Genomic DNA, 23,848 nt, shown 5'->3' with positions numbered 1-23,848 from the left:
GGCCGTCCTACGCTGTTGCTCCACTCCACACCTCGTTCAGTCGCAGCACCATCACCGGGATCGCCAGGCAGGCGATGCCGAGCACGACCGTGCTCGACCGGCTCCGCTCGGCCAGCGCCCACGCGGCGCCGGCGGGCAAGACAAGCAGACAGCCGATCAGGTAGGCCAGGTAGGTCGCCAGGCTGCCGGGCCGTTCGCCGCCCGCGAGCAGGACGATCCCGATCACCAGCTGGACGACGAGTAGCACCTCGACGACCGCGAGCCCGATCAGGAGCGGGTTGTCCGGCAGCCGGTTGCGGGCCGACTGGACGAAGCTCCAGAGCGCGACGAGCGTCGCCGCCACGGCGACCGTCACGGCGAATCCGAAGACCACGCGTTCCTCCTTCCGGTCCGCCGGGCGTCAACTTACTCCGTGGTACCTGCTGGTCCGTCCGCCGAGGTGCCGCGGGCGTGGCGCGGGACACCCGACGTGGTTCCATTGTGGACTCACCGTGGCCGCCGAGAGCGCGCACCCGGAAAGTTGATCACTGGACCGTCTTGATGGCGGCCTGCCAATTTTGTGGGCCATTCCGTGTTATCTTTGTGTGGACCTGCGGGAATGTCGTAAAAAGCTTCGTGTTACACCCCGACAGGGTGGTTGGCCGTCGGCCAAGAATCACGCTGCGTTCGGCTACCGACTGGTAAGTGCTCTTTTTGCCTACCTCGGATAGCCCAGTTGAACCCCCGGGTTGGCGGATTGGCCCGAGGCGGTCCGGCGTGGGGGAATGTTCCTCGTCCCGGAGTGGCGATGCCCCGGGGATCGCACGGAGGGGTATCTTCGATGGACCTGCGCTACGAAGCTTTTTGCTTCGCGGACCCGTTGTTCTACGACGAACAACAGGAAACCGGTGCGCCGGTCGACGATTTCGCCCAGGCGCTGCCGGCGCCGGCCGAGGGCTGGGTCACCGCGGACCGCGGGGTCTGGCGCGCGCTGCGTCCCGAAGGGCATGAGCTGCCCGCCCAAGGCTGGAAGATCCACGTTTCCGCTGGTCTGGACAATGCGCGGCGCGTGCTCGTGCAGGTGCACGAGTACTGTGTCGAGCACCGGATCGCCTACAAGCACCTCCGCTCGCTGATGATCCTGCTCGCTCGGAATTCGAAATACGCCCCCCGTGACGGCAGCGCCAAGCTCATCACCATTTACCCCGCTGACGAAGACGAGCTGGAGCGTGTTCTCGAAGACCTGGCGGCCCGTCTCGACGGCGAGCACGGCGCCTATATCCTGAGCGACCTCAGATACGGCGACGGTCCGCTCTACGTCCGTTACGGTGGATTCGCCGAGCAGTGGGTCGAACACGAGGGCAACCGCGTCCTGGCGATCCGCCGCCCGGACGGCAGGCTCGTCCCGGACAGGCGCGAGCCGACGTTCTCGGTCCCTGACTGGGTGAAGATTCCCGCATGCCTGCAGAGCAGCATCGCGGCGCGCAAGAGCGGCGACCCGGATCAGTTCCGGTACCAGGTGAAGCGTTCTCTGCATTTCTCCAACGGCGGCGGCGTGTACCTCGCCGAGCCCAAGGCCGGCGGCGACGAAGTGGTGCTCAAGGAAGCCCGTCCGTACGCGGGCCTCGACAAGGCGCGGATCGACGCCGTCGAGCGGCTGCGCCGCGAGCACGAGGTGCTCGACCGGCTGGCCGGCATCCCCGGCGTGCCGCGGGTCTTCGAACGGTTCACGGTCTGGGAGCACCACTACCTGGCCATGGAGTTCATGCCGGGCAACTCGCTGGGCAACTGGCTGGCCCGAAACTACCCGCTGACCAGGCGCGGAACGACGGACGCCGACCTGGCAGCCTACGCCCGCCGCGCGCTGGACATCGTCGCCCGCGTCGAGGAGACGGTCGAGGCGATCCACGCCCGCGGCATCGTCTTCGGTGACCTGCATCCGCTGAACATCCTCATCGACGAGGACGGCGGCCGGATCTCGCTGATCGACTTCGAGATGGCCTTCGACGTCGAGTCCGGCGACCGCCCGGCACTGGGCGCGCCCGGCTTCCGCGCCCCGGCCGACCGCACCGGCTTCGAGATCGACGAGCACGCTGTCGCGGCGTTGCGGCTGTGGCTGTTCCTGCCGCTCTCGCAGCTGACGGAGCTTGCGCCGGCGAAGCTGCGCGGCATCGCGGACTTCGTCGAACGCAGGTTCGCGCTGCCGCAGGGCTACGCCGACGCCGCAGTCGCGGTGCTGGCCCCGCGTGAAGCGCCCGCGGAGCCGGCACCGGTCCACACGGAACTCGACCAGGACAAGCCCGACTGGCCGCTGGTCCGCAAGCAGATCGCCGAAGCGATCCTGGCCGGCGCGACGCCCGAGCGCCGTGACCGGCTGTTCCCCGGCGACATCGAGCAGTTCCGGGTCGGCGGCGCCTGCTTCGGCGTCGGTGCCGCGGGCGTGCTGCACGCCCTCGACGTCGCCGGCGCCGGCCGGTTCCCCGAGCACGAGCGCTGGCTGATCGAGTCGGTCCGCCGTGAACCGCCGACCCGGCCCGGCTTCTACGACGGCAGCTACGGCATCGCCTACGTGCTGGAGAACTTGGGGTACCACGACGAGGCGACCAAGCTGCTGGCGTCGTCCGCGCGGCTCGTCGAGCAGACCACCGACCACGCCCTGGAGGGTGGCCTGGCCGGTATCGGGCTCACCATGCTGCACTTCGCGACGGTCCGCCAGGACAACGAGTTCGGCCGCCAGGCGTTGACGACGGCCGTCCGGCTGGCCGAAGCACTCGACACGGCGGCGCCACCGGGGAATTTCGCCCGCGCCGGCCTGCTGTCCGGCTGGTCGGGTCCGGCGCTGCTGTTCGTCCGGCTTTTCGAGCGCACGGGCGAACCGGCCTGGCTGTCGTTCGCCGACCAGGCACTGTGCCGTGACCTCGAAGAATGCGTCGAGGCCGACGACGGCTCACTCCAGGTCCGCGACGGCGCGGCCCGCACCCTGCCCTACGCCGGGATCGGCAGCGCCGGAATCCTCATGGTCGCCGAGCAGCTGGCCCGCCACCGCCCGGAAGCCGAGGCCTGCGAGAGTCTCCCCGGCCTGCGCGAATCGTGCCGCGGCGAGTTCGTCATCCACCCCGGCCTGCTGTTCGGCCGGTGCGGGCTGGCGGTGGCGCTGAGCATGGACCCGGCCCCGGAGCAGCCGATCCGCACGGCGATCGACCTGCACCTGGCCCGGCTGGCCTGGTACGCGGTGCCGTTCAAGGGCGGCCTCGCCTTCCCCGGCAACCAGCTGCTGCGCCTGTCGATGGACCTCAAGACCGGCGGCGCGGGAATCCTGCTCGCGCTCGCCGCCCTCCTGGACGGCAAGGAGGTGCTGCCTTTCCTGGGCGGCACGCCGTCCCTCCAGACCACCGGTCGTTGACCGGCGGACCAGAGAAAGAACCGAAGGAAGGAACACCGATGGAACTCGTTCTGGACCTGCAGGCCATGGAGACCCCCGAGGTGCTCGACGGCGGCCACGGTGGCGGTGGCGGCGGCACGTCGAACCTCAGCCTGCTGGCCTCCTGCGCCGACAGCACCATCAGCCTGCTGACCTGCCACTGACCTGGCGGAGCACGGGCAGGTAGTGCCCAGGTGAATGGTGCGGGAGCGGCACAGGCCAAGTGCGCCGCTCCCGCACTTTCATTGTGGCCCGGTACCGCCCCGGCGGTACCTCATCCGAAGGAGTGAGATGCGCGGCCCCGCCGATCGGTTGCTGGCCAGAGTGGCCGGCCTCGACCGCGCCCGGCTGGCCGCCGTCGTCGGCACCGCGCTGGTCGCCACCGCGGCCGGTCTCCTCCTGCCCGGCGCGCTCGCGGCCGCGGTCGACACCGTGGTCGCGGGCCGCCCGAGCTGGCGCGAAGTGTCCTGGCTGCTGCTGGTCGGCGGCGCGGAGATCGCGGCCGACGTCGTCGGCGGCATCCTGACCACCCGAGTCACCGCGACGGCGTCCGCCTGGCTGCGCCGCACGGTCGCCGACAAGCTGTTCGCGTTGGGCACTCGGTCACGCCTCGCCGAGGGCGACGCGATCAGCCGCCTCACCGGCGACTGCGTCGGCGCCGGCGCCATCGTCACGATCGTCGTCCAGTGCGGCTCGATGCTGATCATCTCGACCGGCGCCGTCGTGCTGCTCGCCGTGCTGGACTGGCACCTGGCGCTCGTCTTCCTGGGCAGCATCCCGTTCGCGCTGCTGCTCGCCCGCAGCCACCTCCGCCGCACCGCCGACGACGTCCTCACCTACCAGCGGGTTTCCGGTGAGCTGGCGGCCCGGATGGTCGACGCGGTCGCCGGCCTGCGCACCATCGCCGCGTCCGGCACCGCCGACCGCGAAGCCGAGCGAGTCCTCCGCCCCCTGCCGAAGCTGAGGCTCGCCGGTCAGGGCCTCTGGCGCACCCAGGCCCGGATGGTCTGGCGAGCGGGTCTCCTGACCCCGGCGGTCGAGCTGTCCGTGCTGGCCGCGGCGGGCTTCGGCGTACTCGAAGGCAGACTCAGCGTCGGCGACGTCGTGGCGACGCTCGGCTACGTCGCCCTCGGCCTCGGGCTGGTCACCCAGATCCCGCTGCTCACCACGCTGTCTCGGGCGCGCGGCTGCGCCGAGCGGCTCGCCGAGGTTCTCGACGAGCCCGAACCCGTGCCCGGCAAGCTCTCGCTCCTGCGCGGCGACGGCACCATCGAGCTTCGGCACGTCGGCGTCGCGGGTGCGCTGGCCGAAATCGACCTGCGCATCGACGGCGGCACGTTCGTCGCCGTCGTCGGCCGTTCCGGCTCGGGCAAGTCCGCGCTGACCGGCGTGCTCGGCGGTCTGCTCACACCCGACGAGGGTCAGGTCCTGCTCGACGGTCGCCCGCTCGAGCAGATCCGCCGCGAGGAACTGCGCGCGGTCGTCGGCTACGCCTTCGAACGCCCGGCGCTGCTCGGCGCCACGGTCGCCGACGCAGTCGGGTACGGCTCCTGGGCCGGGGAGTCCGCCGTCCGCAGCGCCTGCCGGACCGCGCAGGTCGACGAGGTCGTCGTCCGCCTGCCCGACGGTTACCGCACGCCGTTGACGGAGACACCGCTTTCAGGCGGCGAGGCCCAGCGGCTCGGCCTGGCCCGAGCGATCGTGCACAACCCGCGCGTCCTGATCTTCGACGACGCCACCGCCAGCCTCGACACGGTCACCGAGGCCGCGGTCGAGCGTGCCCTGTCCGACGCGCTGCCCGGACGCACGCGCGTCGTCGTGACCCACCGGGCGGGCACCGCCGCCCGCGCCGACCTGGTGGTCTGGCTCGAGGACGGCCGGATCCGCGCGGTCGCCCCGCACGCCGCCCTCTGGCAGGAGCCCGGCTACCGAGGTGTCTTCACGGAGGACGACGAGTGAGCCTGCGCCGGTTGTACTGGTCCGCTCTCGCCGGGCAATGGCGTGGCGGTGTGGTGTTGCTCGGGTGTTCGCTGCTTGAAGGCGTACCTGCTTTCTTCTCGGGACGGCTGGTCGAGCTGTCCGTAGATCGCGGTTTCTCGGTCGGCGACCCGGCTGCCGGGCTCGGCTGGCTGGCGTTGTTCGGCTTGGCCGCCGTGCTCGGCGCGTTCGGCGCGCGGATGGTCTGGCACCAGCTCGGCAAGGTGGTCGAGCCGCTGCGCGACGCCTTGGTGACCGCTGTGGTTCGCGGTGTGCTGCACGACGCGTCCCCGCCACGTAACCAGCCCGACTCCAGCGGCGTCGCCCGGATCACCCAGCACGTCGAGGTGGTCCGCGACGCGACCGGCGGCTTGCTGGTGCAAGCCCGCGGAATGCTGGTGACCACAGCATCCGCGATCGCCGGGTTGGTGACGGTTGCCGGAGCTTTGGTGATCCCCGTCGCGGTGCCGGTCGTGACCGCGTTGGTCGCGTTCGTCTGCCTCCTTCCGTCTCTCGCTCGTCGGCAGCGCGCGCTGGCCCTGGCGGACGAGCACACGGCCGCGACGGCCGGCGCGTCCCTGGCCGGGATGCGTGACATCGTGGCCTGTGGTGCCGAGCCCATCGCCGCGTTGGCGATGTACGACGCGGTCGACTCGCAGGCGATGGCCGCGATCCGCGTGGCGCGGTCGAACGCCCTCCGGGCGCTGGTGATCTCGCTCGGCGGGTTCATCCCGTTGTTGCTCGCGCTGGCGTTGGCGCCGGGCTTGGTGGCGCGTGGCGAGCTGACCGCGGGCGCGGCCCTGGGCGCACTGGTCTACCTGGCTACGACGATGCAACCGGCCCTGCGCGGCCTGGCGGCCACAGCGGGCACGGTCGTCCTGCGCCTGCTGGTCGCGCTTCGCAGGTTGGCGGAGACGGCCCAGCTTCCCGCCGTGCCCGACGGGACGGCGACCCCGCGCGGAGCCGACGTCCAAGTCCGTGGCCTGACGTTCGGCTGGGGCGCGACCGCCGAGCCCGTGGTCCGTGGACTGGACCTCGACCTGCGGCCGGGGGAGCACCTCGCCGTCGTCGGGCCGAGCGGAATCGGCAAGTCGACATTGGCCGGCTTGCTGACCGGGATGCTCACGCCTCAGGAAGGCCGTGTGCTGCTTGGCGGTGTCCCGGTCCGCGAGGTGCCCGCTGCGCTCCGACACGAACTCGTCGCGTTGATCCCGCAGGAGGCATACGTCTTCGCGGGGACAGTCCGCGACAACGTCGGTCTCTTCGCTCCGTCAGCTTCGGACGACGTGTTATCGGACGCGCTGGAGGCCGTGTGCGCCGGCGCGTTGCTTCGCCGCCTGGGCGGCCTCGACGCCGAGATCGGTCACGGTGGCGAAGGCATCTCCGCGGGCGAAGCGCAGCTTCTCGCGCTGGCCAGGGTTTACGCCAGTGCGGCGGAATTCGTGATCCTCGATGAGGCGACCTCCCATCTCGACCCGGTGTCGGAAGCTCGCGCGGAGCGGGCCTTCGCCGCGCGGGGTGGTGTCCTGGTCGTGATCGCGCACCGGCTTTCGTCGGCCCTGCGCGCGGATCGTGTTCTCGTCATGGACGGCCGTGAGACCGCGTTGGGCGCCCATTCCGAGCTGCTGGCCAGGTCGGCGCGGTACGCCGAACTCATGCAGGCTTGGGCAGCGCCGGTGGCGGGGGAAGCGGCCACCGGTGCCCGCCCGGCAGCGGGTGCGGACAGCCAACCGGCCGGTACCGGGGGTTCGCTGCCCGCGGGCAGTGGTGCGGCCGTCGGCGGGGCGCCTTCCGGCGACGGGCCCGCGACCACTGCTGTTCCGCGTGTGGGCGGTGGTGCGGCCGTTGGCGGGGCGCCTTCCGGCAACGGGTCCGCAACCACTCTGGGTCCACTTCCGGGTTCGGGGTCCTCGTCCGCCGGCGGGGCGCCTTCCGGCGACGGATCCGGGACCACCTCCGGGCCTCTTGCTGACCATTCTGCTGCTGCCACCGGATCGACGCCTAGGTCGCCATCCGTGTCGCGAGCCGCTCGGGTGAGCTGACCGCCCGTCCACTGTGGACCGATCTCTAATACTTCGAGCTTATCGCGGTCGAGCCGCGACGGAAGGCCCCGCTGCGAATCTGTGGACAACTCGCCGATTTCCACCCCGCCTGTGGACAACTCGAGGCGATCGGCTGGTTCTGTCGCCGCCTTCGTGCATCATCGGAAGCGCGGGAAGAACACGGCCCGAAACGACATCGCCGAAGAAGGAGGTGACCAGGTGGCGGTGGCGTCAGGTGGGCCGAAGTGCTTCCAGCGCCTCACGTAGCTTGCCGGAGACCGGTGTCGGCCGGCGGGACTCGCGGTCCACGAAGACGTGCACGAAGTGTCCTTCCGCGACCAAGGACTCGTCGGCGGCGTACATCCCGATCTCGTAGCGCACGCTCGACTTGCCGAGGTGCGCCACGCGCAAGCCCACCCGCACCGTGCCAGGAAAGGAAACCGATGAGTGATACCCGCAATGCGACTCGACGCACAGCCCGATCACCTCCCCGGCTTCGATGTCGAGGCCGCCCTGCTCGATCAGCCACGTGTTGATCACCGTGTCCATCAGCGAGTAGTGCACCACGTTGTTGACGTGCCCGTAGACGTCGTTGTCCTTCCAGCGCAACGGCACCGTCTGCCAGTGCGGGTACCAGTTCACCACAGCGACACCGACTCGCGCAGGATGCCCGACAGGTCGTCCGCCGATGCCTCGCGGGGTGCGGTGGCCAGCAGCCGTTGCTGCTTGAGCGTTCCTTCGACCAGAGAGTCCACATCGGACTCCGTGTAGCCGACGGCGCCGATGCCGTCCGGGATGCCGATCTGCCGCATGAGGTCGATCAGCACCGCGGGCAGGTGGTCGGCGAAGTCGCCGGGCCACTCGAAGTCGGGGGCCAGCAGGCGCGCGACGCGCAGGTGGCGGTCCGGTGCCGCGTCGAAGGTGAAGCGGAAGGCGGCGGGTGCCGTCAGCGAGACGGCCATGCCGTGCGGCACCATGGGCTCTTCGCCTGGGTAGCCGTCCGGGTGGAAGTCTCGGACCTGCCCGGCGATCGGGTACGCGTTCGCGTGCGGGATGTGCACGCCGGCGTTGCCGAACCCGAGTCCGGCGAACGTGGCGGCCAGCGCCATCGCTTCCCGCGCCTTGAGGTCTTCGCCGTCGCGCACCGCGCCGGGGAGGGCCCACGACAGCAGCCGCAGCGACTGCTCGGCGAACATGTCGGCCAGGGGGTTCGAGCCGCAGTACGGCACGCGCTGCTCCGGGCGCTTGCGCTCGAACTCGGTGTACGGCTTCGCGGTGTAGCTCTCCGCGGCGTGGCAGAGGATGTCCATGCCGCTGGCGGCGGTCACGCCCGCGGGCTGGCTGACAGTCAGGCGCGGGTCGACGACGGCGAGGGTCGGGCGCAGCCGCAGGTGGCTGATCCCGCTCTTGACGCGCAGCGACAGCACGTCCAGGACGCAAACCGTGGTGCTCTCCGAACCGGTGCCGGTGGTGGTGGGGACCGCGACCAGCGGCTTCAGCGGGCGGTCCGGTGCTCGGCCGCCGCCGACCGGCGCGTTGACGTAGTCCATCAGCTCGCCGTCGTTGCTGGTCAGCAGGTTTGCGGCCTTCGCCGTGTCGATCGCCGATCCGCCGCCGATGGCTACGAAGGCGTCGTACGGGCCGGTTCCGCGGGCGAAGTCAACCGCCTTCTGCATGCTGACATCGGTGGGCTCGACGTGTACGCCGTCGAAGATCTCGGTCTCGATGCCGTAGCCGGCGATGCCGTCGGCGATGCGGCGCGGCCAGCCGGTCGCGGCGACCTGCGGGTCCGTCACGACCAGTACGCGGTGGGCGCCGTACTGGGTCAGGTCGTAGCCGATCTCGTCGCTGGCGCCGGTGCCGTACTTCAACGCCGGTGCGCCATAAGTAAAAATGGTTTCATGTTCGGTCGCGGTCAAGACTGCGGTCCTCGCTCCCTGATCGGCTGACAGTCGGTCAAAGCGGACATTCAGTCCATCCTTACCGGGTTTCGGCGAAGATCACTTGACTGCACTGAACGGTGCCCGCCTAAGCTCTCCTCATTAGATACCAACTGGGAGCGACCGTCGCCCAGACGGCCGTGCGGATCCTGACCGAGGCGCGTGTCCGCCGCGTGTACGCGGTGGTCGGTGAGTCCTTCCTGGAACTGCTCGATGCCCTGCAGCGCGAGCGGGAGATCACGCTGGTCTCGGCGCGTCACGACGCGGGCGCGGCGTTCATGGCGGAGGCGGAGGGCAAGCTCACCGAGCGTCCCGCCGTGCTGCTCGCCAGCCGGGGGCCGAGTGCGGCGAGTTTGGCGATCGGCGTCCAGACGGCGTACCAGGACGAGACGCCGATGGTCGTGCTGCTGGAGATGCCGGCGACCGAGCTGATGCCGTCGTCGTCCGGGGAGCTGCCGACGTCGGACCTGACGGCCATGTTCGAGTCGATCGCCAAGTCGACGTTGCGCGTGACCGACCCGGACGGCCTGCCCGGGTTGCTGGCACACGCGCTGACCACGTCGCAGGAAGGACGGCCGGGGCCGGTCGTGCTCGGCGTGCCCTGCGATGTCTGGGGCATGCCCTACGACGCGGCGAAGCCGATGGCGCGGGTGCGGCCGCCGGCGTCCGGGACGCTGGGCCGTTCGGCGGACGCCGTGGCGCAGCTCGTCGACGAGGCGAAGTACCCGGTGGTCATCGTCGGCGGACGGGCGCGGTCCGCGCGCGACGAGCTGATCGCGGTCGCCGACGAGCTCGCGTTGCCCGTCTACAACGCCTTCCGGCGGCAGGACGCCTTCCCGGAGAACCACGCGCGTTACGCCGGTCACCTCGGGCTGGGCATCCCGGCCCGGCAGCTGGACGCGCTGGAGCGCGCCGACCTGGTGCTCGCGCTCGGAACACAGCTCGACGAGGTCACCACCCAGGCCTACCGGTACCCGACGGCCCAGCAGACGCTCGTCATGGTCGGCACCGGCATCGACGTCAGCCCGCGCCGGCGGGGGCTGACCTTCCGCGTCGACTCCGAGGTCGAGCCGTTCCTGCGGGAGCTGCGCGCAGTCGCGTCGCCGCGGACGAGGCGGGCTTCCGCCGCCAACGCCGCCGTCCACACCTTCATGACCCCGCCCGACACCAGCGGCAACACGCGGGTGCACCCCGTCGACGTCGTGCGGGCGCTTCGGAAGCTGGCGCCCGAGGACACCATCGTGACCAGCGATGCCGGCAACTTCGCGCAGTTCATGCACCGGTACTGGTGCTTCACCGCGCCGCGCAGCCAGCTGGGACCGAGCAACGCCGCGATGGGCTACGCCGTGCCCGCCGCCGTGGCGGCGAAACTCGCCGAGCCGCGGCGGACCGTCGTCGCCATGGTCGGCGATGCCGGGACGCTCATGACCGGCCAGGAGATCGAGACGGCCGTCCGGTACCGGGCTCCGGTGATGGTCGTCGTCTTCCAGAACGGGGTCCACGGCGCGCTTGCCATGCACCAGGCGCGGACCTACGGGCGGCTGTCCGGGGTGTCCATCCCGTTGACCGACTTCGCGTCGTGGGCGCGTGGACTGGGCGCGGCCGGGTACACCGTGGACGATCGCGAGGAGCTCGAGCCCATCATCGCCAGCGCACTGGTGCGGCAACGGCCGTGCGTCATCGACGTGCGCACGGACCCGGACGTCGTGACTCCGGACGTGCGGCTTTCGGCGTTGCTCGGGCAGGCCCGTCCGCAACCTCCCGCCCAGTAAGGGTTTTGCTCGGTTTCGTTCCGGGAAACGCCGGGAAAGTTGTGTGGTAGCACAGCGATGGCTCGGGTAACCTGACGGTGTTCCGGTGGTGGTTCGCCGCTGAACCTTCCCGGCCGGGTCCCGGCGGGAGACAACCGGTTTCTGTCGGTGCCCCATGGCACCATCGCGGTCATGACCCGCACAGCCGCGGGCCGGGAACGAGGGGAGTTTCGACGTGACCGATCACCAGCACGCACCCGAACCAGCGCGGAAGTCCTCCGGCGTCGTACCGGTGCTGTTCAGCGCCAGTGCGGACGCCCACGACGACGCCGTCATCGCCGCGGAGCACGACACCGCCTGGCGTTCGCCGTTCGGTACCGAGGGGCTGCGTCCGGCGAGTGGCGAATAGCTCACCTCGCCCGGGTGAAGATGGCTTGTCCGCCCTCCGCGAGGTGTGCTTTACTGGTCAAGGTCTCGATTTTTGTGTTCGTGTTGAGTCACGCTCGCAGAATTCAGCGGGCGTAGTGTCTCCTCACCGAGGAAGCAAACCGTCCGGGTGCAGACCCGGGTCGCCGAAGTGGCTTCCTGTTTTGGTGTTACACATGGAGATTTTTGATGACTCAGGGCACTGTGAAGTGGTTCAACTCCGAGAAGGGGTTCGGCTTCATCACCCCCGACAACGGTGGCGGCGACGTCTTCGTTCACTACAGCGAGATCCAGGGTAACGGCTTCCGTACCCTCGAGGAGAACGCTCGCGTCGAGTTCGAGATCGGCCAGGGCCAGAAGGGCCCGCAGGCCACGTCGGTCACCTTGATCTGACTTTGATCTTGGGAAAGGGCCGTCACCCGATCGGGGTGGCGGCCCTTTTCGTATGCTGCGCACCATGATCGAGCACGGGTACACCGTCTCCGGAATGAGCTGCGGGCACTGCGCCCAGTCCGTCACCGAGGAACTCACGGCGCTGCCGGGAGTGGCCGAAGTGGACGTCGACGTGCCGACCGGCCGGGTGACCGTTCGCTCCGAAGCCGCGCTGGCCGAGGACGACGTGCGTGCCGCGGTCGAGGAAGCGGGCTACACCTACGAGGGCACGGCCAGCCTGATCTCGTAGCCTTCCACCGGGGCCCGCCCTCGGTTGGTTCTTCTCCGCCGGTTCCGCATCCACGGTGGACAGTCCACTGGCGAGCGACGCCGGTGTGATGTTCGACGCAGCTGCGCGCTGGGTTCCTGTGTCCGCGCAGCGATCCCGTGCAGGTGACGGCGTAAGCCGGGTGTCACGCGCGGCCGTGCGCTGGTGGCGGCGTGCGCGTTGGGCCGAACAGTGCAACGCCCTGCAACCCTTCCCCTCCTGCCGACCTCGGGGTCTCCTGTTCTCCGGTGCGCGCTTCCGGGAGGTCAGGTGGGTGAAACGGTGGCGGGGATCGTCGCGAATCCGGCTTCGGGGCGGGACATCCGTCGGCTGGTCGCGCAGGCTTCGGTGTTCCCCACCGCGGAGAAGGCGAACATGGTCCAGCGGCTCCTCGCCGCCTTTGCCGTGACCGGGCTGGACCGGGCGCTCGTCTCCACCGACCTCGGCGGGATCTCCGCCGCGGTCCTGCGGGCACTCGGACGCGGCGGAACCTGGCCCAAGGTCGACTTCTGCGACGGCGACCCGCTCACCGGCACCGCCGCCGACACGACCAACGCCGTCCGGCGGATGGTCGAGGCCGGGGCCGGGGTCATCGTCGTCCTCGGTGGGGACGGCACGGCCCGCGTTGCCGCCGCGGCCTGCGAAGACGTTCCGATCCTCGCCCTCTCCACCGGGACCAACAACGCCTTCCCGCAGATGCGGGAGGCGACCGTTGCCGGGCTGGCCGCCGGGCTGATCGCCGCCGGCCAGGTTGATCCCGATCTCGTCACCCACCGCGTCAGCGTGCTGGAGGTCGTCACGAAGGCGCGTCGCGAGATCGCGCTCGTCGACGTCTGCGTGTCGCTGAGCAGGCACATCGGGGCCCGCGCCCTCTGGGACCCCGCTTCGCTCACCGAGCTGTACTGCACCTTCGCCGAACCTGACGGCATCGGGCTCTCCAGCGTCCCCGGACAGCTGTGCCCCAGCCCACGTTCCAGCCCGGACGGCGTTGCGCTGCAGCTCGGGCCCGTCGGGGAGACGCCGTACGTCGTGCACGCGCCGATCGCGCCCGGGCTCGTCCGGCCCGTCGGCGTGCGCGGCTGGGGCGTGCTCCGGCCCGGGGTGCGCGTCGAACTCGCCGCGGCCGGCGGGGTCATCGCGCTCGACGGCGAACGCGAACTCGAGCTGAAGAACGGCGAGAGCGCGTTCGTCGAGCTCAAGCCGGACGGCCCGTGGGTCGTGGACGTGCGGGCCGCGATGGCGGAAGCGGCGCGGAAGGGCCTGTTGCGCACGGAGACCGAACTGGGCAAGGAGCGTCGAAGATGACGGACACCCTGCTGGCCGCGTATCGGGTGATGCGGACCATCCGTGCCTTCGAAGAGCGGGTGCGCGACGAGTTCGCGGCCGGCGAAATCCCCGGGTTCGTGCAGCTCTACGCCGGTGAGGAAGCCTCGGCCACCGGCGTCTGCCTCCACCTTGACGAGCGGGACACCGTCGCCGGCACCCACCACGGTCACGGGATCGCCAAGGGTGTCGACGTCAAGGCCATGATGGCCGAAATCTACGGCCGTAAGACAGGCTCCTGCCACGGCAAGGGTGGCTCGGCGCACCTCGCCGACCTCGCCCACGGCATCGTCGGTGGCGGCCCGCCGCTCGTCTGCGGCACCGCGCTCGCCGCGAAACAGCAGAACACCGGCGGTGTCGGCGTCGCCTTCTTCGGCGACAGCGCCGGCAGCCGGGGGACGACGCTGGAGGCGCTGAACCTCGCGGCCGTCTGGGACCTCCCCGCCATCTTCGTCGCCGAGAACACCGGCTACGCCGACGCGACGTCGAGCAGCTGGTCCGTCGCGGCGGACAACATCGCCGACCGGGCCGCCGGGTTCGGCCTGCCGGGCGTGATCGTCGACGGCTTCGACTTCTTCGCCATCCACGAAGCCGCCGGCGAGGCCGTCGAACGCGCCCGTGGCGGCGGCGGTCCGACGCTCATCGAGGTGGAGTTCGCCGGCTACTTCGGCCGGGCGGGCGCGAACCCGGACTGCCTCCGGCGGTTCCGGGACCGCGTCACCGACGGCGGTGAGCTGGCCGGACAGACCCTCGACGACATCGACGCCGAAGTCGCGAAGCTCATCGAAGACGCCGTCACCGAAGCGAAAGCCGCGCCGAAACCCACGCCGGAAGACCTCGAAACCGACGTCTACGCGACGTACTGAAGGGAGCCGTCGTGCGCACGATCAGCTACCGCGAGGCGATCAGCGAGGCGCTCGCCCAAGAGATGGCCCGCGACGAGTCCGTCATCGCCATGGGCGAGGACGACGCCCGCGACAGTGTGCCCGGCGTCACGAAGGGCCTCTTCGCCCAGTTCCCCGGCCGCGTGCTCGACACGCCGAGTTCCGAGTCCGCCTTCGTCGGCGCGGCGATCGGTGCCGCGACACGCGGGCAGCGGCCGGTCGCGGAAGTCGCGTTCGTGGGCGTCTGCTTCGACCAGATCTTCAACCAAGCAGCCAAGTTCCGGTACCTGTTCGGCGGCGAAGCGCGGACGCCGGTGGTGATCCGCACGACCTACGGCGCCGGGCTGCGGGCCGCCGCGCGGCACTCGCAGTGCCTGTACCCGATCTTCACGCACATCCCGGGGCTGAAGGTCGTCGTGCCGTCGAGCCCGTACGACGCGAAAGGCCTGCTCATCCAGGCGATCCGGGACGACGACCCGGTGATCTTCTGCGAGCACAAGGCCCTTTACGACACCACCGGCGAAGTCCCGGAGGACGGCTACCGGATCCCGTTCGGCGTGGCGAATGTCATCCGTGCGGGCCGGGACGTGACGATCGTCGCCATCGGCCGCATGGTCGCCGTCGCGGAAGCCGCCGCGAAGGAGCTCGCCGCCAACGGCATCGACGCCGAGGTCATCGACCCGCGCACAACCAGCCCGCTCGACGCCGGGACGATCCTCGAAAGCGTCGGACACACCGGCCGCCTCGTGGTCGTCGACGAGGCATCGCCCCGCTGCAACCTCGCCACGGACATCTCCGCGCTCGTCGCGAAGGAGGCGTTCGGCTCGCTGCGCGCCCCGATCGAGATGGTGACGCCGCCGCACACGCCGGTTCCGTTCTCCGACGCGCTCGAGGACCTTTACGTCCCGGACGCGCAGAAGGTCTTCAACGCGGCGAAGGCGGTCGTCGGATACCGGCGATGACCATCGGCGCTGCTCCGCGGCTGTCCGAAGTGGACTGACAGCCGTCGCGGACCGGCCGGCTCGCCTCCGGTGGCTCTTGGCCCCGCCGGAGGCGAGACGGCCGCCACCTTCCGATCACCGGACCGAAAAGGCAGACTGAGGAGGATCAGCACAAGGAGCGACGGTTGGGGCAGCGAGACCTCGAGGCAGCGTTGCCGGCCGGGGCCGACCCCCGGCGGCACGCCCGTGTCCTCGCTCAAGTGCACGAAGCGGCCTTGACCGGCAAGCCGCTGCCCGGCCGCCCGCGGCCGGTCATCGACGCGTCCTGGCAGCGGATGCGCCGGCTCGGCATCGATCCGGACAGCCGTTCCGCGGCGCCCGTCCTCACCGTCGAAGAGCTGGAAGCCCGCCGTCGCACGAGCAGGCTGGCCGAGGCGCTGCCGACCCTGCGCGGTGGCCTGATCAGCCTCGCCGAGCAGGCCGCGCACATCATGGTGATCGGCGATGCGGACGGCAAGGTGCTCTGGCGCGACGGCAGCGCCGCGGTCCGCCGCCGCGCCGACGGGCTCGGCTTCGTCGAAGGCGTCGACTGGCAGGAGGAAGCCGTCGGCACCAACGCGATCGGCACCGCGCTCGTCGCCCGCCGGCCGATCCAGGTGTACTCCGCCGAGCACTTCGTCCGCTCCCACCACTCCTGGACGTGCGCCGCCGCGCCGCTGCACGACCCGCGCGACGGCAGGCTGCTCGGCGTCGTCGACCTCTCCGGCCCGGCCCCCACCGTCCACGCGACGACGTTGGCGCTGGTCGACGCGGTGACGCGGCTCGCGGAAGCCCAGCTGCGCACCGCCCACCTGACCGAGCTGGAACGGCTGCGCGGCTTCGCCGTCCCCGTGCTCGCGAAGGTCGGCGGACGCGCCGTCGTCGCCGACGAGCACGGCTGGGTCGCCGCGGCCGCCGGGCTCGCGCCGGTCGACCGGATCGCGTTGCCCACCGGCCTCACGCCCGGCCGGGTCTGGCTGCCCGCCTACGGCAACTGCGCGGTCGAGCCGGTACCCGGTGGCTGGCTCATCCGGGTGACCGGTGACGAGGCCGCACCGCCGACCCGGGTCGTCCTCGACGTCCGGTCGCCGCGCGAACCCGAGCTGACCGTGGCCGGCGCGGCCGGCACCTGGACGCACCGGCTCAGCCCGCGGCACGCCGAGATGCTGTACGTGCTGGCCAGCCACCGCGACGGCCGCTCGGCGTCCGAGCTGTCGGCCGACCTGTTCGGCGACGCGAGCCGCGCGGTGACGGTCCGCGCCGAGATGTCCCGGCTGCGCCGCCATTTCGGCGGCATCCTCGGCGCGAAGCCGTACCGCTTCGCCGACGACGTCGAGGTGCTGGTCCGGCGGCCGCCGAGCCCGGAAGCCGTGCTGCCGCACTCGCTCGCCCCGGCCATCCGCGGCTGACCTCCCCGCCGGGGAGGATCATGGACGCCGTGCCGAAACGCCTGCCCGACACCATCGCGCCCAGCTGGCTCGTGGTCCAGCTGCTCGGCACGCTGTTCGTGGCGGGGGCACTGCTGACGGCGCACGAGCCCGACCCGCGGATCTGGACCGCGTACGGCGTCGCGAGCGCGTGCTGGCTCGGTTTCGTCGTGCTCGCCTCCCGGCGGCCGAAGACGGCGGCCGTGCTGCTCGCGGCGGCCAGCGCGCTGCCGGCGGCGCTCGTCGGCGTGGCCGCGGACTCGTCGGCGATCATCCTGTCCGTCATCGCGCTCGGCCGGCTGGCCGCGCTGACCTCCGTGAGCGTCGGCGCGATCGTCGCGGTGAGCCTGCTGGACATCGCGTCCGCGGTGACGGCGCACCTGCTCGCCGGCCAGACCGGCGCAGCCGCGCTCGCCGACCCCGCCGTGATGCTGCTGCTCGTGCTGGTCGGGCTGAACCGCCGCCAGTACGAGGTCCAGGCCAACCAGGCCGAGGCGCTGCTCGAGCAGACGCGGCTCGCGCAGGCCGAGCACGCGCGCGCCGCCGCGCTCGACGAACGCACCCGCATCGCGCGCGAGATCCACGACGTCCTGGCGCATTCGCTGGGCGCGCTCGGGGTCCAGCTCGAGCTCGCCGAGGCCCTGCTGACCGAACGGTCCGATGTGGACGGTGCGCTGCGGTCGGTCCGGCGGTCGCGGCGGCTCGCCGCGGACGGGCTGGCCGAAGCACGCGACGCCGTCGCCGCGCTGCGCCGGGACGTCCCGCCGCTGGCCGACGCGCTCGCCGCGGTGGCCGCACGGCACTCCGCCGACCACGGCGTCACCGTCGGCTTCACCGCGGACGGCGACGCCCGGCCGCTGCCCTCCGCGGCGGTCGTCGCTCTGGTGGGCATCGCGCGCGAAGCGCTGACGAACGCGGGCAAGCACGCGCCCGGCGAGGACGTCCGGATGCGGCTGACCTACGAGCCCGGGGTCGTCCGGCTCGACGTCCGCACCGCCCTCGCTGAATTCACTCGAAAAGGTGAAGGATTCGGGCTGGCGGGCATGCGCGAGCGGCTCGCACTGGCCGGCGGCACGCTGACCGCCGGCCCGGAAGACGGCGACTGGCGCGTACTCGCCGAGGTGCGCTGACCCCGGCGCCGAGATCACGTGCTGATGACAGCGGGCGGTGCCGGTGGCTGCGCGCGCGGCGACTCGGCTACCTTCTGCGGGTACGGCTCATGTCGAGCTTTGGGGGTCCGGGGGGCGAGGCCCCGGAAAGCACGGGGAGGAATCGGGGATGACGAGCACTGCGACGGCCGCGGCGCCCGCGCCGGGACCCCCACCGCCGTCGCCGCCGGAGGGCCGTGACCGGACCGGGGGCCGCGGCGGCCTGCTCGGCCTGCTGGACCTGCCGGGCCAGGGCGTCCGCGCGATCGTCCGCTCCGCCGCGACCACGCCCGGCCGGCTGACCGTCATCGCCGTCGGGCTGGTGCTGCTGGCCCTCGTCGCCGGGCTCGTCGCGACGCTGTCGGTGCAGGACCGCGACGACACGATCACCGGCGTCATCGACCACCGCGAGCCGCTCGCCGCCGCGTCGCAGCAGGTCTACCGCTCGCTTTCGGACGCCGACGCGACCGCGGCAAGCGCGTTCCTCTCCATCGGCACGGAGCCGCCCGAGCTGCGTCAGCGTTACGAGCGGGACATCGCCGAAGCCGGCGCCGCGCTCGCGAAGGCCGCGTCCGACGCGGCCGACGTCGCCGACGCGGCCGGCCCGGTCGACGTCCTCAACCAGTCGCTGCCCGTCTACACCGGGCTCGTCGAGACCGCGCGGGCGAACAACCGCCTCGGCTACCCGGTCGGCGCGTCCTACCTGCGCGAAGCGTCCGAGCTGATGCGGGCGAAGATCCTGCCCGCCGCGCAGGACCTCTACCGCGTCGACACCGAGCGGCTGATCGAGGAGCAGGACAGCGCCACCGGCTTCCCCTGGCTCGCCACGATCCTCATGGTGGCGCTGCTGGCCGCGCTGATCGTCGCCCAGGTCTACCTGACCCGGCGCACCAACCGGCTGCTCAACGTCGGGCTCGTCGTCGCGACGGCCGCGGTCGTGGTGTCGCTGCTGTGGGGCGCGGTCGCGCTGATCGTGCAGGGCAGCCTGGTCGGCAGCGGCCAGGACGACGGCTCGCACCGCGTCGACGTCCTCGTCCGCGCGCGGATCGCCGCGCTGCAGGCCCGCGCCGACGAGACGCTGACGCTGGTCGCCCGCGGCGACGGCGCCGCGTACGAGAAGGACTTCGGCAGCAACGCGGTCCAACTGCTCGGCGAGGACGGCCAGGGCGGTCTGCTCGGCGAAGCCCGCGGCCTGATCCAGGACGGCGAAGGCGCCGCGAAGGTCGCCGACGCGTCGAAGGCCGCCAGCGACTGGCTGAAGGCGCACGCGCAGGTCCGCGCCCAGGACAACGCGGGTGCGTACCAGGAAGCCGTCGACTCGGCGGTGCTGGAGGACAAGAACGGCGGTTCCGCACCGGCTTTCCGGCGCCTCGACGACAGCCTGCAGGCGGCGATCGACGTCGGCAGGCAGCAGTTCCTCGACGACACCTACCACGGCGACCGCGCGCTGACGTTCCTCGCGCCGGGCCTGGCCGTGCTCGCCGTCGTCGCCGCGGCGGGTGTCACCATGGGGATCCGGGAGCGACTGAGGGAGTACCGGTGAGCAGGCGGGGGAACACGGTCCGGGCGGGCGTGCTGGCGGTCGTCGCGCTGCTCGCGGCGTCCTGCGGCAGCCCAGGGAAACCGGTCGACCCGGCGCCGGTGCGCGACGCGGGCTGGCCGCAGCCCGCGCACGTCGGCGGGCCGGACGCGACGGCCGGCGGCGGCGCCGACACCAGCTGCAACCCACTGGCCAGCCTCAGCCCCAGCGGCACGAGCGTGCCGGACAGCTCGACCATGGGCGAGATCAAGCGCCGCGGCAAGCTGATCGCCGGCGTCGACCAGACGACCTACCTGTTCGGCTTCCGCAACCCCACCACGGGCAACCTCGAAGGCTTCGACATCGACATGGTCAAGGAGATCGCCAAGGCGATCTTCGGCACCGCCGACGGCCACGTCCAGTTCCGCGCGATCCCGTCATCGCAGCGCGAGGACGTGCTGAAGAAGCACCAGGTCGACGTCGTGGTCCGGACCTACAGCATCACCTGCGCGCGCAAGAAGGACGTCCAGTTCTCCTCCGTGTACTACAAGGCCGGGCAGCGGATCCTGGTCACGAAGGAGTCGAAGGCGACCAAGCTGGCCGACCTCAGCGGCAAGAAGGTGTGCGCGACGAAGAAGTCGACGTCGCTGGCGAAGATCGCGACGGACCCGGCGAAGCCGGTGCCGGTCTCGGTCGACAACTGGTCGGACTGCCTGGTGATGCTCCAGCAGGGCCAGGTCGAAGCCGTGTCGACCGACGACACGATCCTCGCCGGGATGGCCGCGCAGGACCCGACGCTGCAGGTCGTCGGCGACCAGTTCACCGAAGAGAACTACGGCATCGGCGTGCCGAAGGACCGCGAAGACATGGTCCGGTTCGTCAACGCCGTGCTGGAAAACGTCCGCAACGGTGGTGCCTGGCAGGACAGTTACCGCCGCTGGGTGGAGCCGTCACTGGGCCCGGCGACGCCGCCGGCGCCGCAGTACCAGTGAGCCGGACGCGACTAGGATCGGTTCCCGCACGTCGGCGGGGATCTGGGAGGTAGCAGTGTCGGAGGAGCCGCGCCGTCCTCGGCACGCCGCGCCGGACGACGAGCAGCAGGTCGCCACGCCGAGCTGGCAGCCGCCGCCACCGGTGCGGTGGGAGACGCCGGAGCCGTCGATCTCCGGGCGGCTCGACGACGCCGTGCCGTCCGGGGGCGAGGAGACCGTGTTCCACGCGCCCGTGCGCCGCCCGCCGACACCGCCGCGCGGCCAGCCGGCACCGGCCCGCGGGACCATCCCGGGCGCGGAAGACCCGACCCGCCCGCCCGGCAGCATCAGCCCCGTCGCGCCACCGGTCGAGCCGACGCAGGCCGTCCGCCCGGACCCCGGCGCGCCGCAGCCGACGAGCGTGCTCGCCGCGCCCGCCCCCGAAACCCAGAGCATCATGCCGCCGGTGCCGCGGCCGGACACCGGGCCCGGGACGCCGTTGCCGGACCCGGGTACCGAAAGCGTCCTGCCGGAACGCACCAGCGAAGGACGGCAGACCGGGACCGGCACGGGCACCGGAACCGGCAGCGGTTCGGGCTCCGGGTCCGGGGCGTTTCCCGGCACCTCGCGGCGGACCTCGTCGCGGACTTCGCGGTCGCGCCGCGGCCGGCTCGGCGCCGGGCTGGTCGAAGTGCCGCCGGTGCCCGCCCGCGACCCGGCGTCGGCCGTGCTGCAGAACCCGGTCGTGTCGGAGGAAAAACGGTTCTGCGGCAACTGCGGCGCGAAGGTCGGCCGCGGCAAGAACGGCGAACCCGGTGCCGCCGAAGGAAAGTGCGACAACTGCGGCACGCCGTTCTCGTTCGTCCCGAAGCTGCAGCCGCACGAGCTCGTCGGCGGCCAGTACGAGGTCCTCGGCGCGATCGCCTACGGCGGCCTCGGCTGGATCTACCTGGCGCAGGACCACAACGTCAGCGACCGCTGGGTCGTCCTCAAAGGACTGATCGACACCGGCGACCAGACGGCGATGGCGGCCGCGGCCAACGAGCAGCGGTTCCTCGCCGAGGTCGAGCACCCGAACATCGTCAAGATCCACAACTTCGTCCAGCACCCGGACCGCCAGACCGGTACCACCGTCGGCTACATCGTCATGGAGTACGTCGGCGGCCAGTCGCTGCGGCAGCTGGCGCTGGCACACCACCGCGAGAGCCGCCGTCCGGAGCCGCTGCCGATCGGGCAGGTCATCGCGTACGGGCTGGAGATCCTGCCCGCGCTCGGCTACCTGCACAGCCAGGGCCTGCTCTACTGCGACCTCAAGCCCGACAACGTGATCCAGACGAACGAGCAGCTGAAGCTGATCGACCTGGGCGCGGTCCGGCGGATGGACGACTACGAGAGCCCGCTGTTCTTCACCACCGGCTACAGCGCGCCGGAACTGGCGAAGCAGGGCGCGTCGGTGGCGTCGGACCTGTTCACCGTCGGGCGCACGCTCGCGGTGCTCAGCTTCGAGTTCACCGGCTACACCACCAAGTACAAGACGACGCTGCCCGGCCCGGACCAGGTCCCGCTGTTCGCGCTCTTCGGGTCGTACTACCGGTTCCTGCGCCGCGCGACGCACGCCGACCCGGACCGCCGGTTCCTCTCCGCCGAGGAGATGGCCGACCAGCTCACCGGCGTGCTGCGCGAGATCATGGCGCTCGGCACCGGCAAGCCACGGCCCGGCGCGTCGACGGTGTTCGGCCCGGAGAGCCGCACGTTCGGCGTGCAACTGGTGGTGCCGGACGCGGGCCGGAGCGTCCCGCTGCCCGGCGCCGACGAGGTCGTCGCCGGTCTGCCGATCCCGCAGGTCGACACGGACGACCCGGCCGCGGGCGTGCTCGCCACGACGACCGCGCTCGACCCGCGCGCGGCCATCGAGGCCCTCGCCGGCGCGCCACGGGAGTCGATCGAGGTGCGGCTACGGATCGTGCGGGCCCGCGTCGAGCTGGGCGAGCTGGCGGAGGCCCAGCGCCAGCTGCAGGCCGCGCAGTACCTGGCGATCAAGAACGGCTTCCCGCACGACTGGCGGATCGACTGGCACCGCGGCCTGATCGAGCTGGCGGGCGGCCGGTCCCGCGTCGCACACGTGGCGTTCGAGTCCGTCTACGACGACCTGCCGGGCGAGATCGCGCCGAAGCTCGCGCTGGGGATCAGCGCCGAGGGCGTCGGCGACTACTTCGCCGCCGCCCGGTTCTACGAGCTGGTCTGGCGCACGGACCGCACGTACGTCAGCGCGGCGTTCGGCCTGGCCCGGGTGTACCTCGCGCAGGGCGCGCGCAACAGCGCGGTGGAGGTGCTCGAGACGGTTCCGCCGTCCTCGACGCACTACGTCGACGCGCAGGTCGCGGCGATCAAGATCAAGACGACGGCGACGAAGGCGAACGGCCGCGAGACCCCGGTCACCGAGCACGACCTGCTGGACGCGTCGACCCGCCTGGAGCGGCTCCGGCTGGACGTCGAACGCCGGACGCGGCTGTCCGCCGGCGTGCTGGAGGCCGCGCACGAGTGGGTCAAGCAGGGCAAACCCACCCCGGGCGCGCGGGTGCTGGGGTGCGCGCTGGAGGAGCGGGAGCTGCGGTTCGGGCTGGAACGCTGCTACCGGGCCCTGGCGCGGCTGGCGAGCACCGTCGACGAGCGCGTGAAGCTCGTCGACCGGGCCAATGCCATCCGTCCCCGCACGCTGACTTGACCACCGGGGACGAGCGGGTCAGGGGTTGATGTCCCAGTCCCGCTCTTCGCGCTGCCGCTGCTGGTTCTTCTCGTGCTGGGCCGCCAGCTTTTCCAGCGCCTGCGGGTCGCCGTGGGTGCTGAAGTGCTCGAACCCCACCACGATGAACAGCGCGCGGGCGCTGACCGCGATCGGGCCGTCTTCGGCGTCGAGCCGGCCGTCGGCGCTGACGTAGATCTTGCGGCCGGCGATGCCGTCCAGGCGGGCCTCGATGTACAGCGTCGAACCCACCGGGACCGGGCGGCGGAAGTCCGTCTCGAGCTTGCCCGTCACCGCCGGGCGGCGCATCAGGTTGCCCACCGTCGAGCCGAGGGCCTCGTCGAACGCGCAGGCCAGCAGGCCGCCGTGGGCGAGGCCGGGGGCGCCCTGGTGGGCCGCGGTCACCGTGAACCGCGAGTGGATGACCTGGCCATCGCCGACGGTCGAGCGCAGGTGCAGCCCGGCGTCGGCCTCGTCGCCGCAGCCGAAGCACTCGCTGAAGTGCACGCCGAGCTCGGTGCCCGGCGGCGGCGCCTTCGGGTGCGGGACCGCCGGCTCCACCGGAACCGGTGGCCAGGGCTGGGAAACACGACTCATGCGCTGACGTTAACCCGCCG

20 protein-coding genes are annotated in these 23,848 nt (G+C 71.6%); 16 read left to right on the top strand and 4 right to left on the bottom strand.

All coding sequences use genetic code 11. The features are described 5' to 3' along the window. Positions 1-7 precede the first annotated feature (7 nt). Entirely contained in the window at positions 8-373 is a 366-nt protein-coding gene (locus BT341_RS04255) for a hypothetical protein (protein WP_072475009.1), read from the bottom strand. 447 nt (positions 374-820) lie between these two features. On the opposite strand from BT341_RS04255, the gene lanKC reads away from it, so the two are divergent. The 4 genes from lanKC to BT341_RS04240 all read left to right on the top strand — a co-directional run bounded on the left by lanKC (position 821) and on the right by BT341_RS04240 (position 7,419). Further along, positions 821-3,382: a class III lanthionine synthetase LanKC gene (gene lanKC / locus BT341_RS04250; RefSeq protein ID WP_072475008.1), complete on the top strand. Its 2,562-nt coding sequence runs from the start codon at positions 821-823 to the stop codon at positions 3,380-3,382. 38 nt (positions 3,383-3,420) lie between these two features. Then, positions 3,421-3,564, top strand: coding sequence for a SapB/AmfS family lanthipeptide (locus BT341_RS44100; protein ID WP_086673630.1), 144 nt, complete (start codon positions 3,421-3,423; stop codon positions 3,562-3,564). Between the two features lie 127 nt (positions 3,565-3,691). Then, entirely contained in the window at positions 3,692-5,359 is a 1,668-nt protein-coding gene (locus BT341_RS04245; protein ID WP_072475007.1) for an ABC transporter ATP-binding protein, read from the top strand. Then, positions 5,356-7,419, top strand: coding sequence for an ABC transporter ATP-binding protein (locus BT341_RS04240; RefSeq protein WP_072475006.1), 2,064 nt, complete (start codon positions 5,356-5,358; stop codon positions 7,417-7,419). Before BT341_RS04245 ends, BT341_RS04240 begins: the two co-directional genes overlap by 4 nt. Before the next feature lie 231 nt (positions 7,420-7,650). Here BT341_RS04240 and BT341_RS04235 read toward each other — a convergent pair whose 3' ends face one another. Both BT341_RS04235 and BT341_RS04230 read right to left on the bottom strand, forming a co-directional pair. Continuing rightward, entirely contained in the window at positions 7,651-8,064 is a 414-nt protein-coding gene (locus BT341_RS04235) for an acyl-CoA thioesterase (protein ID WP_072475005.1), read from the bottom strand. Beyond that, on the bottom strand, positions 8,058-9,338 hold the full coding sequence (locus BT341_RS04230) for a hydroxyacid-oxoacid transhydrogenase (protein ID WP_143168477.1): 1,281 nt from the start codon (positions 9,336-9,338) through the stop codon (positions 8,058-8,060). The genes BT341_RS04235 and BT341_RS04230 overlap by 7 nt, the downstream gene beginning before the upstream one ends. 134 nt (positions 9,339-9,472) lie before the next feature. Here BT341_RS04230 and BT341_RS04225 point away from each other — a divergent pair, with 134 nt between their 5' ends. The 12 genes from BT341_RS04225 to BT341_RS04175 all read left to right on the top strand — a co-directional run bounded on the left by BT341_RS04225 (position 9,473) and on the right by BT341_RS04175 (position 23,213). Next, positions 9,473-11,131 (top strand): thiamine pyrophosphate-binding protein, encoded by a 1,659-nt coding sequence (locus tag BT341_RS04225; protein ID WP_072475003.1) that lies wholly within the window; start codon positions 9,473-9,475, stop codon positions 11,129-11,131. Between the two features lie 214 nt (positions 11,132-11,345). Continuing rightward, positions 11,346-11,519, top strand: coding sequence for a hypothetical protein (locus BT341_RS45165; protein WP_177328737.1), 174 nt, complete (start codon positions 11,346-11,348; stop codon positions 11,517-11,519). A gap of 206 nt (positions 11,520-11,725) precedes the next feature. Then, positions 11,726-11,929 (top strand): cold-shock protein, encoded by a 204-nt coding sequence (locus BT341_RS04220; RefSeq protein WP_072475002.1) that lies wholly within the window; start codon positions 11,726-11,728, stop codon positions 11,927-11,929. A 64-nt stretch (positions 11,930-11,993) separates the two neighbouring features. After that, positions 11,994-12,218, top strand: coding sequence for a heavy-metal-associated domain-containing protein (locus tag BT341_RS04215; RefSeq protein WP_072481774.1), 225 nt, complete (start codon positions 11,994-11,996; stop codon positions 12,216-12,218). Positions 12,219-12,506: 288 nt separating this feature from the next. Beyond that, positions 12,507-13,541 (top strand): ATP-NAD kinase family protein, encoded by a 1,035-nt coding sequence (locus BT341_RS04210; protein WP_072475001.1) that lies wholly within the window; start codon positions 12,507-12,509, stop codon positions 13,539-13,541. After that, a complete protein-coding gene (locus tag BT341_RS04205) occupies positions 13,538-14,425 on the top strand; it encodes a thiamine pyrophosphate-dependent dehydrogenase E1 component subunit alpha (protein ID WP_072475000.1) in 888 nt (295 codons plus the stop codon). Before BT341_RS04210 ends, BT341_RS04205 begins: the two co-directional genes overlap by 4 nt. A gap of 11 nt (positions 14,426-14,436) precedes the next feature. After that, a complete protein-coding gene (locus BT341_RS04200; protein ID WP_072474999.1) occupies positions 14,437-15,405 on the top strand; it encodes an alpha-ketoacid dehydrogenase subunit beta in 969 nt (322 codons plus the stop codon). Positions 15,406-15,569: 164 nt separating this feature from the next. After that, entirely contained in the window at positions 15,570-16,832 is a 1,263-nt protein-coding gene (locus BT341_RS04195) for a GAF domain-containing protein (RefSeq protein ID WP_072474998.1), read from the top strand. 20 nt (positions 16,833-16,852) lie between these two features. Next, positions 16,853-17,980, top strand: coding sequence for a sensor histidine kinase (locus tag BT341_RS04190; protein ID WP_072474997.1), 1,128 nt, complete (start codon positions 16,853-16,855; stop codon positions 17,978-17,980). Positions 17,981-18,128: 148 nt separating this feature from the next. Then, complete coding sequence (locus BT341_RS04185) at positions 18,129-19,541, top strand: hypothetical protein (RefSeq protein WP_072474996.1); 1,413 nt, start codon at positions 18,129-18,131, stop codon at positions 19,539-19,541. Next, positions 19,538-20,509 (top strand): glutamate ABC transporter substrate-binding protein, encoded by a 972-nt coding sequence (locus BT341_RS04180; RefSeq protein WP_245804882.1) that lies wholly within the window; start codon positions 19,538-19,540, stop codon positions 20,507-20,509. The genes BT341_RS04185 and BT341_RS04180 overlap by 4 nt, the downstream gene beginning before the upstream one ends. A gap of 55 nt (positions 20,510-20,564) precedes the next feature. Beyond that, positions 20,565-23,213, top strand: coding sequence for a serine/threonine-protein kinase (locus BT341_RS04175; protein ID WP_072474995.1), 2,649 nt, complete (start codon positions 20,565-20,567; stop codon positions 23,211-23,213). An 18-nt stretch (positions 23,214-23,231) separates the two neighbouring features. On the opposite strand, the gene BT341_RS04170 is transcribed toward BT341_RS04175, so the two are convergent. Beyond that, positions 23,232-23,828, bottom strand: a complete 597-nt coding sequence (locus BT341_RS04170) for a PaaI family thioesterase (protein WP_072474994.1) — start codon at positions 23,826-23,828, stop codon at positions 23,232-23,234. Between the last annotated feature and the right edge of the window lie 20 nt (positions 23,829-23,848).

The organism is Amycolatopsis australiensis, from assembly GCF_900119165.1.
GTDB classification, from domain to species: Bacteria; Actinomycetota; Actinomycetes; order Mycobacteriales; family Pseudonocardiaceae; genus Amycolatopsis; species Amycolatopsis australiensis.
This window is presented reverse-complemented; position numbering and strand designations above follow the sequence as displayed.

What these genes read in the sequence shown, in the direction of transcription:
- lanKC (WP_072475008.1), top strand. Translation starts at nt 821, where the DNA reads ATGGACCTGCGCTACGAAGCTTTTTGCTTCGCGGACCCGTTGTTCTAC.
- BT341_RS44100 (WP_086673630.1), top strand. Translation starts at nt 3,421, where the DNA reads ATGGAACTCGTTCTGGACCTGCAGGCCATGGAGACCCCCGAGGTGCTC.
- BT341_RS04245 (WP_072475007.1), top strand. Translation starts at nt 3,692, where the DNA reads ATGCGCGGCCCCGCCGATCGGTTGCTGGCCAGAGTGGCCGGCCTCGAC.
- BT341_RS04220 (WP_072475002.1), top strand. Translation starts at nt 11,726, where the DNA reads ATGACTCAGGGCACTGTGAAGTGGTTCAACTCCGAGAAGGGGTTCGGC.
- BT341_RS04215 (WP_072481774.1), top strand. Translation starts at nt 11,994, where the DNA reads ATGATCGAGCACGGGTACACCGTCTCCGGAATGAGCTGCGGGCACTGC.
- BT341_RS04205 (WP_072475000.1), top strand. Translation starts at nt 13,538, where the DNA reads ATGACGGACACCCTGCTGGCCGCGTATCGGGTGATGCGGACCATCCGT.
- BT341_RS04190 (WP_072474997.1), top strand. Translation starts at nt 16,853, where the DNA reads ATGGACGCCGTGCCGAAACGCCTGCCCGACACCATCGCGCCCAGCTGG.
- BT341_RS04185 (WP_072474996.1), top strand. Translation starts at nt 18,129, where the DNA reads ATGACGAGCACTGCGACGGCCGCGGCGCCCGCGCCGGGACCCCCACCG.
- BT341_RS04170 (WP_072474994.1), bottom strand. Translation starts at nt 23,828, where the DNA reads ATGAGTCGTGTTTCCCAGCCCTGGCCACCGGTTCCGGTGGAGCCGGCG.